At 63.0% G+C, this 13,933-nt stretch carries 12 protein-coding genes; 6 read left to right on the top strand and 6 right to left on the bottom strand.

What is annotated here, in order from left to right; translation table 11 throughout:
- Positions 1–30: 30 nt before the first annotated feature.
- Positions 31–1,377 (bottom strand): efflux RND transporter periplasmic adaptor subunit, encoded by a 1,347-nt coding sequence (locus GAL01_RS04525; protein ID WP_062029328.1) that lies wholly within the window; start codon positions 1,375–1,377, stop codon positions 31–33.
- Positions 1,378–1,671: 294 nt separating this feature from the next.
- Between GAL01_RS04525 and GAL01_RS04530 the strand changes: the two genes are divergently transcribed.
- The 4 genes from GAL01_RS04530 to GAL01_RS04545 all read left to right on the top strand — a co-directional run bounded on the left by GAL01_RS04530 (position 1,672) and on the right by GAL01_RS04545 (position 4,525).
- Positions 1,672–1,962: a CsbD family protein gene (locus GAL01_RS04530; protein ID WP_062029330.1), complete on the top strand. Its 291-nt coding sequence runs from the start codon at positions 1,672–1,674 to the stop codon at positions 1,960–1,962.
- 75 nt (positions 1,963–2,037) lie between these two features.
- Positions 2,038–2,673: a DUF4339 domain-containing protein gene (locus GAL01_RS04535; RefSeq protein ID WP_062110070.1), complete on the top strand. Its 636-nt coding sequence runs from the start codon at positions 2,038–2,040 to the stop codon at positions 2,671–2,673.
- Between the two features lie 146 nt (positions 2,674–2,819).
- Positions 2,820–3,443 (top strand): ribonuclease HII, encoded by a 624-nt coding sequence (locus GAL01_RS04540; RefSeq protein ID WP_062033276.1) that lies wholly within the window; start codon positions 2,820–2,822, stop codon positions 3,441–3,443.
- A complete protein-coding gene (locus tag GAL01_RS04545) occupies positions 3,440–4,525 on the top strand; it encodes a site-specific DNA-methyltransferase (protein WP_062033273.1) in 1,086 nt (361 codons plus the stop codon). Before GAL01_RS04540 ends, GAL01_RS04545 begins: the two co-directional genes overlap by 4 nt.
- 74 nt (positions 4,526–4,599) lie before the next feature.
- Here GAL01_RS04545 and GAL01_RS04550 read toward each other — a convergent pair whose 3' ends face one another.
- From GAL01_RS04550 to GAL01_RS04570, 5 genes are all read right to left on the bottom strand, one after another.
- Positions 4,600–5,217, bottom strand: a complete 618-nt coding sequence (locus GAL01_RS04550) for an ankyrin repeat domain-containing protein (RefSeq protein WP_062033270.1) — start codon at positions 5,215–5,217, stop codon at positions 4,600–4,602.
- A gap of 77 nt (positions 5,218–5,294) precedes the next feature.
- Positions 5,295–7,334, bottom strand: coding sequence for a glutamine amidotransferase (locus tag GAL01_RS04555; protein ID WP_062033267.1), 2,040 nt, complete (start codon positions 7,332–7,334; stop codon positions 5,295–5,297).
- Positions 7,331–10,087, bottom strand: a complete 2,757-nt coding sequence (locus GAL01_RS04560) for a DUF4159 domain-containing protein (RefSeq protein WP_062033263.1) — start codon at positions 10,085–10,087, stop codon at positions 7,331–7,333. The genes GAL01_RS04555 and GAL01_RS04560 overlap by 4 nt, the downstream gene beginning before the upstream one ends.
- Complete coding sequence (locus GAL01_RS04565; protein ID WP_062033260.1) at positions 10,084–11,010, bottom strand: DUF58 domain-containing protein; 927 nt, start codon at positions 11,008–11,010, stop codon at positions 10,084–10,086. The genes GAL01_RS04560 and GAL01_RS04565 overlap by 4 nt, the downstream gene beginning before the upstream one ends.
- A gap of 5 nt (positions 11,011–11,015) precedes the next feature.
- On the bottom strand, positions 11,016–12,044 hold the full coding sequence (locus GAL01_RS04570; protein WP_062033256.1) for an AAA family ATPase: 1,029 nt from the start codon (positions 12,042–12,044) through the stop codon (positions 11,016–11,018).
- Between the two features lie 152 nt (positions 12,045–12,196).
- Here GAL01_RS04570 and GAL01_RS04575 point away from each other — a divergent pair, with 152 nt between their 5' ends.
- Both GAL01_RS04575 and GAL01_RS04580 read left to right on the top strand, forming a co-directional pair.
- A complete protein-coding gene (locus tag GAL01_RS04575) occupies positions 12,197–12,736 on the top strand; it encodes a DUF1285 domain-containing protein (RefSeq protein WP_231865434.1) in 540 nt (179 codons plus the stop codon).
- On the top strand, positions 12,733–13,923 hold the full coding sequence (locus tag GAL01_RS04580; protein ID WP_062033252.1) for a CCA tRNA nucleotidyltransferase: 1,191 nt from the start codon (positions 12,733–12,735) through the stop codon (positions 13,921–13,923). The genes GAL01_RS04575 and GAL01_RS04580 overlap by 4 nt, the downstream gene beginning before the upstream one ends.
- Positions 13,924–13,933: the final 10 nt, after the last annotated feature.

Raw genomic sequence — 13,933 nt, forward strand, 5'->3', positions numbered from 1 at the left:
TGTTCCCTGTTTGACTGTTCTGGACGTCGGTCAGTGGTTGCCGGTGTCGGCGGGCGAGGACGGGTCGTTCTTCTGCTGGGGCGCATCGGAACTCTGCTGTCCGTCGCGGTGATGACGGTGCTGGCTGGCGCTCTTGTGTTCGGCTTCCGTCGTCTGTGCCGTCGGCGAAGACGTATCGGGGATGGACACTTTCTGGCCGGGGCGCAGATGGCTGACACCATCCGTCACGACACGGTCCCCACTGCTCAGGCCCTTTTCGATCACGGCGTTCGTGCCGTCTGTCGTGCCGACGGTGACGGGCACGACTTCCACGGTCATGTCTGGCTTGACGCGGTAGACGAAGCGTCCGTCCGGTCCCGTCTGGAGGGCATTTCCGGGAACGAGCAGGGCATCATGCAGCGTCGTGACCAGAAGATGCGGGTTCACAAACTGGTTCGGGAAGAGGTGCTCGTCCTCGTTCGCGAAGATGCCACGCATCCGGACCGTACCCGTTGCCGTGTCGATCTGGCTGTCGAGGGCCTTGACGGTGCCGGTGGCGATTTTGTGGGTGTTATCGCTGTCCCAGGCTTCGACGGACAGTTCGCCGGTCTTGTCCAGATATTTCATGACCTCCTGCAGCTGGTTCTGCGGAACCGTGAAGATCACGGAGATGGGCTGCATCATGGTCAGGATGGTCAGACCGCCGGACTGGCCTGCCGTCACATAGTTGCCGACGTCGAGCACGCGGATACCGACACGGCCTTCGACAGGCGCAATGATGTGACAGTACATCACGTTGAGCTCGGCATTGCGGACATTCGCGCGGTCGAATTCGACCTGACCTTCAAGCTGCTGAACCGTGAATTCCTGATCACGCGCGGTCATGGCGGAGGTCGAGTTCTGTTTGATCAGGCGCTGGTAGCGGGCATTGTCCACGCGGGCCTTCTCAAGCTGCGCCATATCCGCGGCCAGTGTTCCACGATACTGGGAGAGCGTGGCCTCGTAAGGGCGCGGGTCGATCAGTTCGAGCTCATCACCCTTATGAACGTGCTGGCCTTCCTTGTAATAGACGGCCGAGATATGGCCGTTGACGCGCGGCGTGATCGTCACATTCGTCACCGGGACGACCGTTCCGAGTTCCTGAAAAACTACGGGCATGTCGCCGGTATGGGCGGTCGCGACGGCGACGGGCTGCACGTTTCCGTCAGCCGCGGCGCTGTGGCCATGCTTGTGAGTTGCGCCATGAGGGCGGAAAATCGCGAAAAGGATCAGAAGAGCGATCAGGAGAACAGCGCCCCAGAGGATCCAGCGCCGACGACGGGACCGTGCGGGAGGGGGCGAGGACTGGGCGGTGCTGTTCGTAAGGCGGTCGCTGGAGCTGGCCGTCTGCTGATCCATGGTGGTTCTGTCTTTCCGCATAGCAGAGCGCGGGGCTCTCAGGCGACGAAGTTATGTGTTTTCCTGCTTATACGGCAGGAGGCCAGCGCCTGCCATGACGCGACCTTAAATCCTGTTCAGTTTTGGCAATGAAAATCAAAATGACCGGAAATGATACTTTTCGTTACATTTCTGGCCATGACCATTCCATGGGACTTGTCTCTTTTCCGCGCAGGGATCATATCGGGTTGGAACCGGATGTCTGTGTTGTGCGTTTGCATTGAGGACAGGTTAATCCGGACAGAGGAGAACAAAATGGCCGACACAACTGAAACGAAGGTCGAAGGCCTTGTGGATGACGCCAAGGGCAAGCTCAAGGACGGTTTTGGTGGCTTGACCGGCGATGCGAAGCTTCAGGCCGAGGGCAAGTTTGACCAGCTTTCCGGCATGGCGCAGCAGGAATTCGCTGATCTGTACGACGAAGGCGAAACCAAGCTCGAAGCCGCAACGGCGTTTGTGCAGGATCGCCCGCTGATCTCGCTGGTGATCGCAACAGTCGTCGGAATGATCGTCGGCGGTCTGCTGTTTGGTCGCAAAAGCGACTGAGGCGCCACAGGCGTTTCGACCATAGGGACGTCTTTGTGCTAGAAGCCTTCCGGAGTAATCCGGAAGGCTTTTTTCATGGAATGGTTTTACGACAACAACGGGCAACAGGCCGGTCCAGTCTCCCGTGAGGAAATCCTGCGCCTGATCATGCAGCGGCAGATCAAGCCCGAAACGCTCGTCTGGACGCCGGAATTCGGATCAACATGGCGCCCTGCCAGCGCTGCGGGGCTTGTCTCTCCACTGACAGGGCTTCTGCGGATGTCTTCGGGAAGTTCGGAACACTGGGCCTGGGTGCTTCTGGTCGGACCGTGGCTGATCCAGCGCCTCACGCTGCTGATTCTGGACCTGCGCCAGATTCCGGACAGCGGCCGGGTGGGAACGATTTCCGTCGTCGGGATGATGTCGCTGATCCTGTTTTTTGTTTCCTTCATGCTGGACCGGACGTCCATTCGCGAAAGCGGAAAGACGCCGCCGGGCTTCTGGTGGTGGCTGTTTCTGCCGGGATATTTCTGGAAACGCCGCCAGATCGTTGGTCGGGGGCTCTCGCTGCTGATCGTCAGTCTCGTCCTTTTGACGGTCAATGTGACGGAAAAAATCTATCAGTTCCCTCAGATCGAGAAAGAGATTCAGATGCGACACGGGCAGATGGATCAGCCCGCTCCATCGCCTCCGTCAGCGTCCGGTCAGGACAGCCAGCAGGAAGACCTCTGACGCTTGGGGTAAAGAGTCTTTCTAACCACACTTGACATATTAAACTTAGAACTCATGCATTTTTGGGGTTCCCTTTCGAGTCGCCATGATTCACAACCGATTCGGTCACCTGATTTCGCGGTGATCTGTCGGGGAGACACTCAGAAATGCCGGATTACGCCCTGGAAGCTGCCCATGGGGGGCTGGTCGTCGGGATCGACGAAGTCGGGCGTGGTCCTCTGGCAGGGCCGGTCGTAGCCTCCGCCGTGGCATTTACGGCGCCGCCGTCTGAAACCCTGTCTGCCCTTCTCGATGATTCCAAGAAACTGACGGCCCGGCGCCGGATGCTCGCCTATGAGGCCCTGATGGCCGACGAACAGGTGCTGATCGGCATTGGCGCGGCATCCGTTCTGGAAATCGAGCAGATCAATATCGCCCAGGCCTGCTACCTGGCCATGCGCCGGGCGCTGTCCCGGCTCGGCCGGGTGCCGGACCTTGCCCTCGTGGACGGCAAACACGCCCCGAAACTGCCCTGTCCCATCAAAATGGTGATCGGTGGCGACGGGATCAGCCTGTCCATTGCCGCAGCCTCCATCATCGCCAAGGTAACGCGCGACCGCCTGATGGCGCGCCTGGCCATGCGCCACGATGCCTATGGCTGGGAGCGCAATGCGGGTTACGGCACGGCCGCGCACATGCAGGGCCTGAAGCTCCGGGGGGTGACACCCCATCACAGGCGCGGGTTCGCGCCAATACGAAACATGATTGAAGCAGAGGCACACGCAGCATGAGCGGTGAATTTCCCGTCGACCAGATCCTGCGTGGAGAATGCATCGAAACGATGAAGACGCTGCCGGACGGGAGCGTGGACTGCATTTTCGCTGATCCGCCGTACAACCTTCAGCTGCGCGGCGAGCTGCGTCGTCCGGACGAAACCGTCGTGGATGGCGTGGATGATGACTGGGACAAGTTTGCGGATTACGCGACCTACGACAACTTCACGCGCGAATGGCTGAGCGAAGCGCGCCGGATCCTGCACAAGGACGGCACAATCTGGGTCATCGGTTCCTATCACAACGTCTTCCGGCTTGGCGCGATCATGCAGGATCTGGGCTTCTGGATCCTGAACGACATCGTCTGGCGCAAGTCCAACCCGATGCCGAATTTTCGTGGACGGCGCTTCACGAACGCGCATGAGACGCTGATCTGGGCCGCGCGTGGTCCGCAGAGCAAATATCGCTTCAACTATCAGGCCATGAAGGCCCTGAACGACGACCTTCAGATGCGCTCGGACTGGTACCTGCCGCTGTGCACGGGCAACGAGCGCCTGAAGAACGAACACGGCCTGAAACTGCACCCGACGCAGAAGCCGGAAAGTCTGCTGCATCGTGTTCTGGTGGCCTCGACCAATGCCAATGATGTGGTGCTGGACCCGTTCTGCGGAAGCGGGACCACCCCGGCAATGGCCAAGCGGCTGGGGCGTCATTACATCGCCATCGAACGCCATCCGGATTACGTCAAGGCAGCCCGGGAGCGCGTGGCGCGCGAAGAACGCCTGACGTCCGAACAGCTTGCGACCACGCCGGCCCGGCGCGAAATGCCGCGTATTCCGTTCGGAAGTTTCGTGGAGACGGGCGTTCTGCCAGCAGGAACCGTGCTCTACGACCGGCAGAAGCGTCTGAAAGCAACCGTGACCCCGGATGGTACGCTCGTATCGGGCAACCAGCGCGGCTCCATCCACAAGCTGGGCGCGGGCCTGACGGGCGCTCCGTCCTGCAATGGCTGGACATTCTGGTATTTCGAGCGTGACGGCCAGTTCGTTCAGATCGACGTCCTGCGTCAGGAAAGTCAGGCGCTGCGCAACGTCGGCTGACACCGGACGACAGCGCGCATAAAAAAAGCCGGAGAGTTACTCTCCGGCTTTTTTCGTCTCTGGATCAGATGAGACTAGTGACCTGCGAAGCCGAGGAAGCCGATTGAAGGATCCGCTTTTCCGCCACTTGCGTCAAAATGCGGGGATGCTGCGACAGCAGAATGTCTCGGCGTGACAGACTTTCCACCAATCGTCAGATGGCCGCTGCCGTTTTTCATTTCAACGCCCTGATCGGAAACACTGTTTTCGATCTTTCCGTCCGGATTATAGGTGCGCATCGACAGCAGCAGGAACATGATGTCCTTGCGGTTCAGGTCGATGGCCATGTCCAGCGGTGTCTGGTCCAGAACATTGTGCCCGCCCATGTCGGCGCCACGGTTGAGCGCTTCTTTCGCTGCGTTGAGGGAGCCGCGGTTGATCGCATCGAACAGGGCTGTGGTCGGGTTCACATCGGCGCGGGCATGACCGGCGTCGTCGTCGGAGGCTTCTGCTCCCGGAAGGGCGGAAGGCGGCGCGGCGCGCTGGGCGGCCTTGCGGGCTTCGGCTTTCTTCTGATTGGCCTCGGCTTCCTGTTCAGCCTCGGCGTCGTCGGCATCCTGAGCCTGGGCGTGGTGCCAGGGTACGAGAATCGTCGGCGTCATTGCCAGAGCGGCAACGAGCAGCAGGCGGGGCAGGGTGGGGAGCAGTCGCATAAAACCAATATACTGTGATCGTTCGTCCTGCGCGAGTCTGCAGATGCCTCTCGGAGGTGCCGGATTGTGACATTTTTTCAATGACCTTCCCGCCACCAGCCGATTGCGAGGAAAATCAGGGCCGCGAACAGGGCCGCCCATGCGGGAACGAGGTCCGTCGTACGCGTCTCACCTGCGACGGCGGCCGTGGTGACGGGCAGGCCCATCCAGTCCGAGCCGCTTATGGTCGAGCCGATGGGAACTTGTTTCAGATGGGGCGTATGATCCGCAACCCACGCCACGGCTCCCCCCGATGCCTGAGCGCTGGCGCCCATGACAGTCGCGGTGGCGCGCAGGTCCTGCCGTTCGATCGGGTCATGGGAGACGGGACTGGCGAAAGCGACCAGACCATCCTGCCGGACGCTCCAGATTCCGGGCATCGTGGCGGCGAGCGTGGCGTGCCAGACGCCATCCGTCTGTTTCAGGGTAACGGGCATGCGTTTTCCGTCCGGCGCCGTGACGAAAGCCTCAGGCGAAACAGCCTGTCCCGCAGCGTGGCGCTCGACGTTGAGCTGACCGTTTTCGATCCGGGCGGTGAGGCGGTTTTCCTCAAGGTCCGGCTCTTTCATGAGCCAGTGTGACAGGCGCCGCAGAAGCTCGGCCTGCGGGCCGCCGCCGCCTTCGCCGCGAGACCACAGCCAGAGCTGGTCCGACATGAGTATGGCGACGCGTCCACGATCCACCCGGTCCAGAAGCAGAAGTGGCGCGCCATCCGGGCCATGCATCAGGTCTTCGCCATGGGACTGTTCCGGCCGGAGAGCACGATACCAGGGGCCCCAGTCTTCCGTCAGGCCAGCCGTGACGGGATGGGTTTTACCCAGATCGGTCAGGGAGGGACGGAAAGCCCGCGTAACGACCCCGTCCGTCCCGACATGGGCCGGAAGAATCTGTGCGAGGCTGGTATCCTGAAGTGTGCCGTCCTGCGTGAATTCAGGCCCTGCCGTTACCAGCAGGCCGCCGCCGTTGCGGACATAATCGGCGATATTGGTCAGATATTCGTCCGGCAGGATGTTGCTGTTGCGAAAGCCGTCCAGAATGATGAGGTCGAAACTGCGGATCTTTTCCTGAAACAATTCGCGGATGGGAAACGGAATCAGCGCCAGATCGGACAGCGGGGTGCCGTCATCGGTGTTGGGGGAGCGCAGAATGGTGAAGTGGACGAGATCGACGGAAGGATCGGCTTTCAGAAGCCGCCGCCAGACGCGCTCGCCCTGATTGGGTACACCCGAAACCAGCAGCACCCGCAGCCGGTCGCGCACGCCCCGGATGCGGACGACTTCGCTGTTATTTTCGGTGGAGGCCTCACCAGCCAGCGGAGAGACGGACAGGCCGACAAGCGTTTCGCCGGGATGCTGCACGGGAACGGTGATGTCCTCGGGTGTGCCGGTCCGGATCGGGCGGGTCTGCGGCGGGGCATCGCCCGAGCGGATCGTAAGAACCGCGTCGGCCGCACCCGGAGCACCCAGATCGTCGACCTGAACGCGGATCGTGGCGTTCTGTCCGACGATGGCATAGGGCGGCGTGCTCAGGATGCGCAGGCGACGGTCCTGTTCCTCGCCCCGCGCCGTCAGCAGAAGATGCAGCGGAAGTTTCTGTCCGTCCGGTCCCTGAAAGCGCGCCGGAAGATGGGCCGGAACGTCATGATCCATGCCGTCCGTTATGACGATGGCACCTGCAAACCTGCCCTGCGGCAGATCGGCATGATCCAGCGCCTCGAACAGACGGGTGCCGTGGCCCGTGCCACCCGGAACATCGACGCGATGGAGCGTCAGGCCCGGAAGACGCGCCGCGTCCTGCATGATCTGCCGTGCGGTCTGATCCGCGATGGCCGTGCGGGGGCCGACCTGCATCGAGGCCGAACGATCCACAACCAGCAGCGCATCCTGCGGCACCGGACGAAGCACCGGATGAAGTGCGCGCGGCCCGGACAGCCATCCCAGCAGGGCCAGAACGGCCAGCGCCCGCCAGAGCATTCCGCGCGCGCCACGCAGGGCACCGTAAAGCGCGCTTGCAATACTGAGTGCGGCCAGCGTCGCCAGCAGCCAGACGGGCAGCATCGGAGAAAGATCGAACATCATGGTGCGTCCTCCTCGTCGGCGGTGTCGGGACTGGTTGTGGCGGGTGCTGCATCCGGGCTGCCGAGGCGGCGGAGCATTTCAGGATACTGGGCCTGATCGTTCTTGTAGTTTCCGGTCAGGGCGTAGAGCACCATGTTCACGCCGAAGCGATAGGCCTGCGTGCGCTGGTCTTCGCCCCCGGGAATGACGGCGAAGGGATGGTTGCCCGACCCGTCCACGGCCCAGGCATGGGCCCAGTCGCCGTTGCCGATGATGACGGGGCTGACGTCATCATTCGCCTCGTCCCCGTTGCGCGCGACATAAACCGGCTGTCCGGCAACGCGACCGGGAAAGCCGCTGTGCAGCAGATAGAAGGTGTGGGCCAGAACGTGCTTGTCCGTCAGTTTCGCGAGTGGTGGCACGACTAGACCATCGGTCACGCGCTGCAGCGCGGCCCGGGCGGCGCCGCTGGTGCCGGAATCGGTGTCGGTACCAGCGCCCTGTTCGTCGATCAGCAGGATCCCGCCGTGTTCCATGAAGGTATTGAGCGCTTTCGTGCGTTCGGGATCGGGCTGCATATCCGGTGTGATCGGCCAGTACAGGAGCGGATAGAACGCCAGATCGTCCTTGCCGGGAACGACGCCGTCGGGATGACCGAGCGTGGCGGAGCTGCGGGCTGTCGTATAATCGGAAAGGCCCTGAAGCCCTTCGCGGGAGACGGCGTCGATATCGTCATGCCCCGTGAGGACATAGCCCAGCCGCGTTTCGAGCGCAGCCTGCGGCACGGCTCCCGGAAGGGGAGCGGTTGTCTGCACTGGCGTCTGATTCTGCGTCTGGGCGTGGGCGTGGGCGATCGGCAGAAGCAGCAGACCAGCAACCGCCAGAGCGCCGAGCAGACCGCGCCGCCGCAGGGACAGGAGCAGATCCAGCAGCAGCAGCAGCAGACCCGCCGCCATCAGCGCGGGGCCGATCGGCCGATCCGCATGCGCACCATCAGGCAAAATCCGCGTCCCGAGCAAAGGCTCCTCCATCATCGGGGAAGCAGCGTCACCGAGATTGAGCGCGCGTGTTCCACGGGCCGGACCATAAAGCCCGGCAGGATGCGTGACGGAAACATCCGTATGCGCCAGATCCGCAGCGCGGATGGAGCGCGCAGCCTGTGGCGGCATGACGAGCCCGCCATCGCTCCCGACAATACGCCAGGGCGCCAGTTCTGCCGGACCGCCGCCCGCCACGCCTGCGGAGCGTTCGATCAGACGCTCCAGCATGTCGGGAAACAGCCCGGAAAGCGGCACATTGGACCAGTCGGGCGAGGGCGTGACATGGAACAGCACGATCTCGCCATTGCCTTCGGCGCGCGCGGTCACGAGCGGGGTGCCGTCGCTCAGGGCCGCCCAGACATGATCCGTCAATCCGGTCTCGGGCTTGGCCAGAACCTGTCGCGAGACGGTGACATCGGGCGGAATCGTCAGGTCCGAAAACGGCGAAGTTTCGGGGAAGGGCGCCAGCGTCTGGGGTTTCCCCCACGACATCGGGCCGCCCAGCTGACGCATCCCGCTCATGAGATGGACGGGAAGGAGCGCATCGGAGGTCGCGTCGGACGTGGCTGTCTGATCGGCGGCGAGACCCGGGCCTGCGAAGCGGACGAGCATTCCGCCATGCCGCACCCAGTCCAGAACGCGATGGCGCGTCTGCTCACCCGAAAGCGCCCCATCCGTTGCGATCAGAACCGACAGTGGTGCGCCCAGCAGGGCCGTGGCGTCGCCGCTATGCAGGTCCGCAATGGGTTGCAGGGCGCGATTGAGGAAGAACGCCGATCCGACAAGAGGTGTGGCGTCGCCGGGCGTCTGGAGAATACCGACCGGGCGGCGGTGATCGGCCTGTCCCATCAGATGCACAGCGGCAGGGCCGGTCGCGCCTTCAAGTGTCAGACGATCGAGCTGGTTCCGCAGCAGGGCCGGGAGGGAGAGCGTCTGGTCTTTCCCCGTCGTGAGGGGATAGGCCGCAAGCGTGCCGCCATTGGCGTTGACAGCATGCAGCGTCACGGTCCGGGTCGGGCAGGGCAGCGTGTCGACTCTCGCATGAAGCGCGCCGTCCTGACCTGTCGCGGCGTCAAGGCGCAGGATGTCACAGCCGTTCCAGCGCATGTCCTGAACGGACCGCGCCTTTGCGAGCGCGCCCCGCAGCGCGTCGTCTCCCTTCGCGGCCAGACCGTCCGATAGAACCATCACGCGCTGGCCCGACAGATCCCGGCCCCCGAGCAGGGCAGCCAGAGCCTGACGGTCCGTCGGCCAGGGCTGCGGACGCAGGCGCGAGAGATGTTCGGACAGGGCGTGGGGGTCATGCGTTGTGAACGCTTCGGGCATCGCGCCATCGGGCGCACGCGCAGCATGCAGGAACGTGACGTCCTGCCCGTTGCGGATCGCGGTTTCGCCCAGCGCGAGTGCTGCGGAAATGCGGTCGGTCCAGTGCGTAATGGCGGCCCAGCCATCATCGAGAATGAGGGTCAGCGGTCCATTGCCGGTTTCGGTCTGATGCGGCGTCAGGACAGGGCGCGCCAGCCCGAAAATGACGAGGGCCACCGCCACCATGCGCAGAATCAGAAGCCAGAGCGGGGAACGGGCGGCGTCTTCCCGCCGTGCCGTCAGCCGGTTCAGGATGAGCAGGGACGGAAAGGACTGTTCCTGCGGAGCGGGCGGCGTCGCGCGCACCAGCCACCACAGCGCAGGCAGTGTGAGCAGACCAAGCAGCAGGAACGGAGCAAGAAGGATCATCGGCCGCCTCCGAGCGCCATGTGCAACGCCAGTAGAGCCGGAAGCGGGTTCTGCGACGTGTCATGCACGATGCAGTCGGCATGGAGCGACGCCGCACTCTGTTTGAGGGCCGCGAGATGCGCGTTCATCGCCTGCTCATAGGCCGGACCGAGGCTTTCCATGGCGGGAAGGGTCAGAATGCCCCCTTCAAGACCTTCGAACCGGATTCGTCCTGCACGTTTCAGCGCCCGTTCCGCCGGGTCGAGAATACAGAGGAGATGGGTCCGCACGGGACGGCTGGCGCAGGTTTTGAGAAACGTGTCGATCCGGTCTTCGTCCCACAGAAAATCGCTGATCACCACCAGATCGGACCGTGGAGGAACCAGAGACATGCGAGGAAATTCGGGCTCATCCGCGTCCTGACGCAGAAGGGATGCCGCCAGTCGCGGGAGAACCTGACGTCCGGCGAGGGCGCGTCCGGCCTCGATTCCGGTCAGCAGACCTGCGCGTTCGCCGCCGCGCAGGGACGCGGACGCCAGCGCCAGCGTGCAAAGCTGCGCGCGCTCCGCCTTGGTCGGTAGGGTATCGGAAGACCGCCACTGCATGGAGGGCGAGGGGTCACACCACAGCATCAGTGACTGGGCGTTCTCGCGCTCGCGTTCCCGGACCCAGAACGTGTCTTCGACCGGCGAGCGGGCAGACTGACGCCAGTCGATGGACGTTGCTGGCTCGCCGGCATGATAGGGCCGGAACTGCCAGAAATCCTCGCCCGGCCCCGAACGTCTGCGGCCGTGAACGCCGCTTTGCAGGCTTGCGGCAATCTTTTCGGCTTCAAGAACGAGCGCGGGCAGGGGCAGGCTTTCCGCCTGCGCGGTCGGTGCGCCGGAACTGGCACCCCGGTTGCGGCGAAACAGACTGCGCAGGGTATCGGACGGACTTCTCACGGCGATCAGAGGAGAGCCTGAGCCTGCTTGCGGATCAGGGCTTCGCTGTCCGTCCCGGCGGCACGGGCGCCAAAGCCCAGCCCGATACGATGGGACAGGACCGGGCTTGCAAGGGCCACGACGTCATCAAGGCTCGGTGCCAGACGGCCATCCAGCAGGGCACGGGCACGGGTGGCGATCATCAGCGCCTGGGCCGCACGCGGACCGGGGCCGTAAGACACGGCCTCCCGCACGTCCGGCGAGGCGGATGGATCTTCCGGACGCAGCGAACGCGTCAGGCTCAGGATGGCATCCACGATCTGATCGCCGACCGGCAGACGCCGGACAAGGTTCTGGGCGGCGAGCAGACTTTCGGCATTCATCAGAGCCGAGACAGTCGGCGTCGTGGCGCCTGTCGTCTGAAGCAGCATCTGCCGTTCCGCGTCCCGGTTCGGAAAGCCGAGGCTGATCTGGAGCATGAAGCGGTCGAGCTGGGCTTCGGGCAGGGGGTAGGTGCCTTCCTGCTCGATCGGATTCTGGGTCGCGAGAACATGGAAGGGGCGCGGCAGGGCATAGTCCTTTCCCCCCTGCGTGACCCGACGTTCCGCCATGGCCTGCAACAGGGCGGACTGGGTGCGGGGGCTGGCGCGGTTGATTTCGTCGGCAAGCACAAGCTGGCCAAAGATCGGGCCGGGCAGGAAGCGGAAGGCGCGTCGTCCGTCAGCATCCTGATCGAGAATTTCCGCCCCTGTGATGTCCGACGGCATCAGGTCGGGCGTGAACTGGATGCGCGTTGCCTCCAGACCCAGAACCTGTGACGCCGTGTTGACCAGGAGGGTCTTGCCCAGACCGGGCGCGCCCATCAGAAGTGCGTGACCACCGGACAGGATCGTGACAAGAACCTGTTCGATGACGCTGTCCTGGCCCAGAACAATGCTGCCGATGGCCTGACGGACATGATGGAGAACCGGAGCCAGACGATCGGCTTCAGCCACGTCCGCCTCGCCCCGCAGGGTGCCGGCGGAGACGCCGGAAGAATATTGCTGCTCGCTCATAACGCCAGTCTGACAGGTGTGGGGGTTTCATCAAGGCTCGATTGCACCCAAGTTGGTGTGAGAAGAGAGTTTTTATGCAGTTGGAGGGAAAATTGAGCGATCATCAGTTCCGGCAGGCGGCCCGGCCTGACGTCTTCGCGGCTCCAGATCCGCTGGTGGCACCGTCTCCCTTTTCCGGCTGCTCTTCCACGGGCCCTCGAAAGCTGCCCTTTCTGATCCAGCGCGACGGCACATGGCTGTATCGGGGCTCCGCGGTAAAGCGCAAAGCCATGCTGTGCATGTTCTCGTCCATGCTGACGCGGGACCCCGAAGGCATCTACTGGCTGAAAACCCCAATGGAGCAGGGGATCATCCAGGTCGAGGATGCCCCCTTTCTGGCGGTCGAACTGGATTTCCGCGGCACCTGCGGCCGGCAGCAGAATCTGTGTTTCCGCACCAATATGGACGAACTGATCTGTATCGGCCCCGAACATCCGCTATCGTGTGACTGGGATCGGCCTTCGGAAGAGTGTGCGGGCGTGCCTTACGTCCATGTCCGGGATGGCGAAGGCGCCTTTCCCATTCAGGCGCGGGTGACGCGCCCTGTCCATTATGAACTCGCAGCTCTTGCTGTTCCTGGACATGTGAAGGGAAAACCCTGTCTCGGTGTCTGGAGCCAGGACTGCTTTTTCCCGCTTTCACGCCCTGCATGACGCAGCGCACCGGCCTGCTGGACCGTCTGCCGGACAGGAAGGGTCTGGATCGGATCTGGGGCGTCCTGCCTGCGGCCCGTCTTGTCGGCGGTTCCGTCCGCGATCTGCTCGCAGACGTTCCTGTCCATGATCTGGACCTTGCGACTCCGGAGCCTCCCGAAGAGGTCCAGCGCCGACTGGAAGATGCGGGAATCCGGGTGATCCCGACCGGTCTGTCTCATGGAACGGTGACGGCGGTGCTGGATGGAGTTCCGTACGAGATTACGACGCTGCGTCGTGACGCGGAAACGGATGGGCGTCACGCGGTTGTGGTCTGGACGCAGGACTGGGCGGAAGACGCAGCCCGGCGTGATTTTACGATCAATGCCATGTCGCTGGACCGTCATGACCGGCTCCATGATTATTTCGGGGGGCAGGAGGATCTGAGAAAGCGTCAGGTCCGCTTCGTCGGGGACGCACCGTGCCGGATTGCGGAAGACGCCCTGCGGGCATTGCGTTTCTTCCGGTTCGACGCGCGTTATGGAAACGGCATCCCTGATCCGGCGGCCTGTAAAGCCGTTTCGGAACATCTGAAGCTGATTGAGACGCTCTCTGCCGAACGGGTCGCGTCCGAACTTTTGAGAATTCTGTCGGGTCCACGCGTTGCCGAAACGATCACAGCAATGGCGGCGGTCGGGCTGTTGCAGGTTATTCTGCCTGACCCGGATCTGGCCGCTTTGAATCGTATGCTGAACTGCGATGCTCCGGCAAATCCCCTGCTCAGGTTATTTGCTCTTTGCCATGAGAACAGTCGGGAGCTGCCTGGGCGGCTGAAACTTTCCAATGCAGATGCGGCAAGAATTGAAGTCTGGGCCTCAGACAGACCAGTCTTGTCGCCGGGCATGTCTGACGATGATCTGCGGCGTCTTCGCGCAGAGCAGGATCTGGATCAGCTTGTGGAACGGAGTTGGCTGTATCAGGCCCGTCTTGTGGGTACGCCCGACAGCACATGGGACCGGTTTCGTTCCGGATTGCAGGCTCTTCCCCAGCCTCATTTCCCGCTATCGGGCAGGGATGCTCTTGCTCAGGGGATCCTGCCGGGGCCGGGAATGGGACAGTGGCTGAAAAAAGGCCGGGACTGGTGGATGACGCAGGGATGTCTGCCGGATCGGACGCAGTGTCTGGCCTATCTTGCCGGATATCCGTGAGATCGCGGTT

Origin of the sequence: Gluconobacter albidus (assembly GCF_002723915.1) — a bacterium.
Classification (GTDB): Bacteria; Pseudomonadota; Alphaproteobacteria; order Acetobacterales; family Acetobacteraceae; genus Gluconobacter; species Gluconobacter albidus.

Coding starts and splice junctions, on each gene's coding strand:
- GAL01_RS04525 (WP_062029328.1), bottom strand. CDS start 1,377: ATGGATCAGCAGACGGCCAGCTCCAGCGACCGCCTTACGAACAGCACC.
- GAL01_RS04545 (WP_062033273.1), top strand. CDS start 3,440: ATGAGCGGTGAATTTCCCGTCGACCAGATCCTGCGTGGAGAATGCATC.
- GAL01_RS04530 (WP_062029330.1), top strand. CDS start 1,672: ATGGCCGACACAACTGAAACGAAGGTCGAAGGCCTTGTGGATGACGCC.
- GAL01_RS04560 (WP_062033263.1), bottom strand. CDS start 10,087: ATGATCCTTCTTGCTCCGTTCCTGCTGCTTGGTCTGCTCACACTGCCT.
- GAL01_RS04550 (WP_062033270.1), bottom strand. CDS start 5,217: ATGCGACTGCTCCCCACCCTGCCCCGCCTGCTGCTCGTTGCCGCTCTG.
- GAL01_RS04570 (WP_062033256.1), bottom strand. CDS start 12,044: ATGAGCGAGCAGCAATATTCTTCCGGCGTCTCCGCCGGCACCCTGCGG.
- GAL01_RS04555 (WP_062033267.1), bottom strand. CDS start 7,334: ATGATGTTCGATCTTTCTCCGATGCTGCCCGTCTGGCTGCTGGCGACG.
- GAL01_RS04580 (WP_062033252.1), top strand. CDS start 12,733: ATGACGCAGCGCACCGGCCTGCTGGACCGTCTGCCGGACAGGAAGGGT.
- GAL01_RS04540 (WP_062033276.1), top strand. CDS start 2,820: ATGCCGGATTACGCCCTGGAAGCTGCCCATGGGGGGCTGGTCGTCGGG.
- GAL01_RS04535 (WP_062110070.1), top strand. CDS start 2,038: ATGGAATGGTTTTACGACAACAACGGGCAACAGGCCGGTCCAGTCTCC.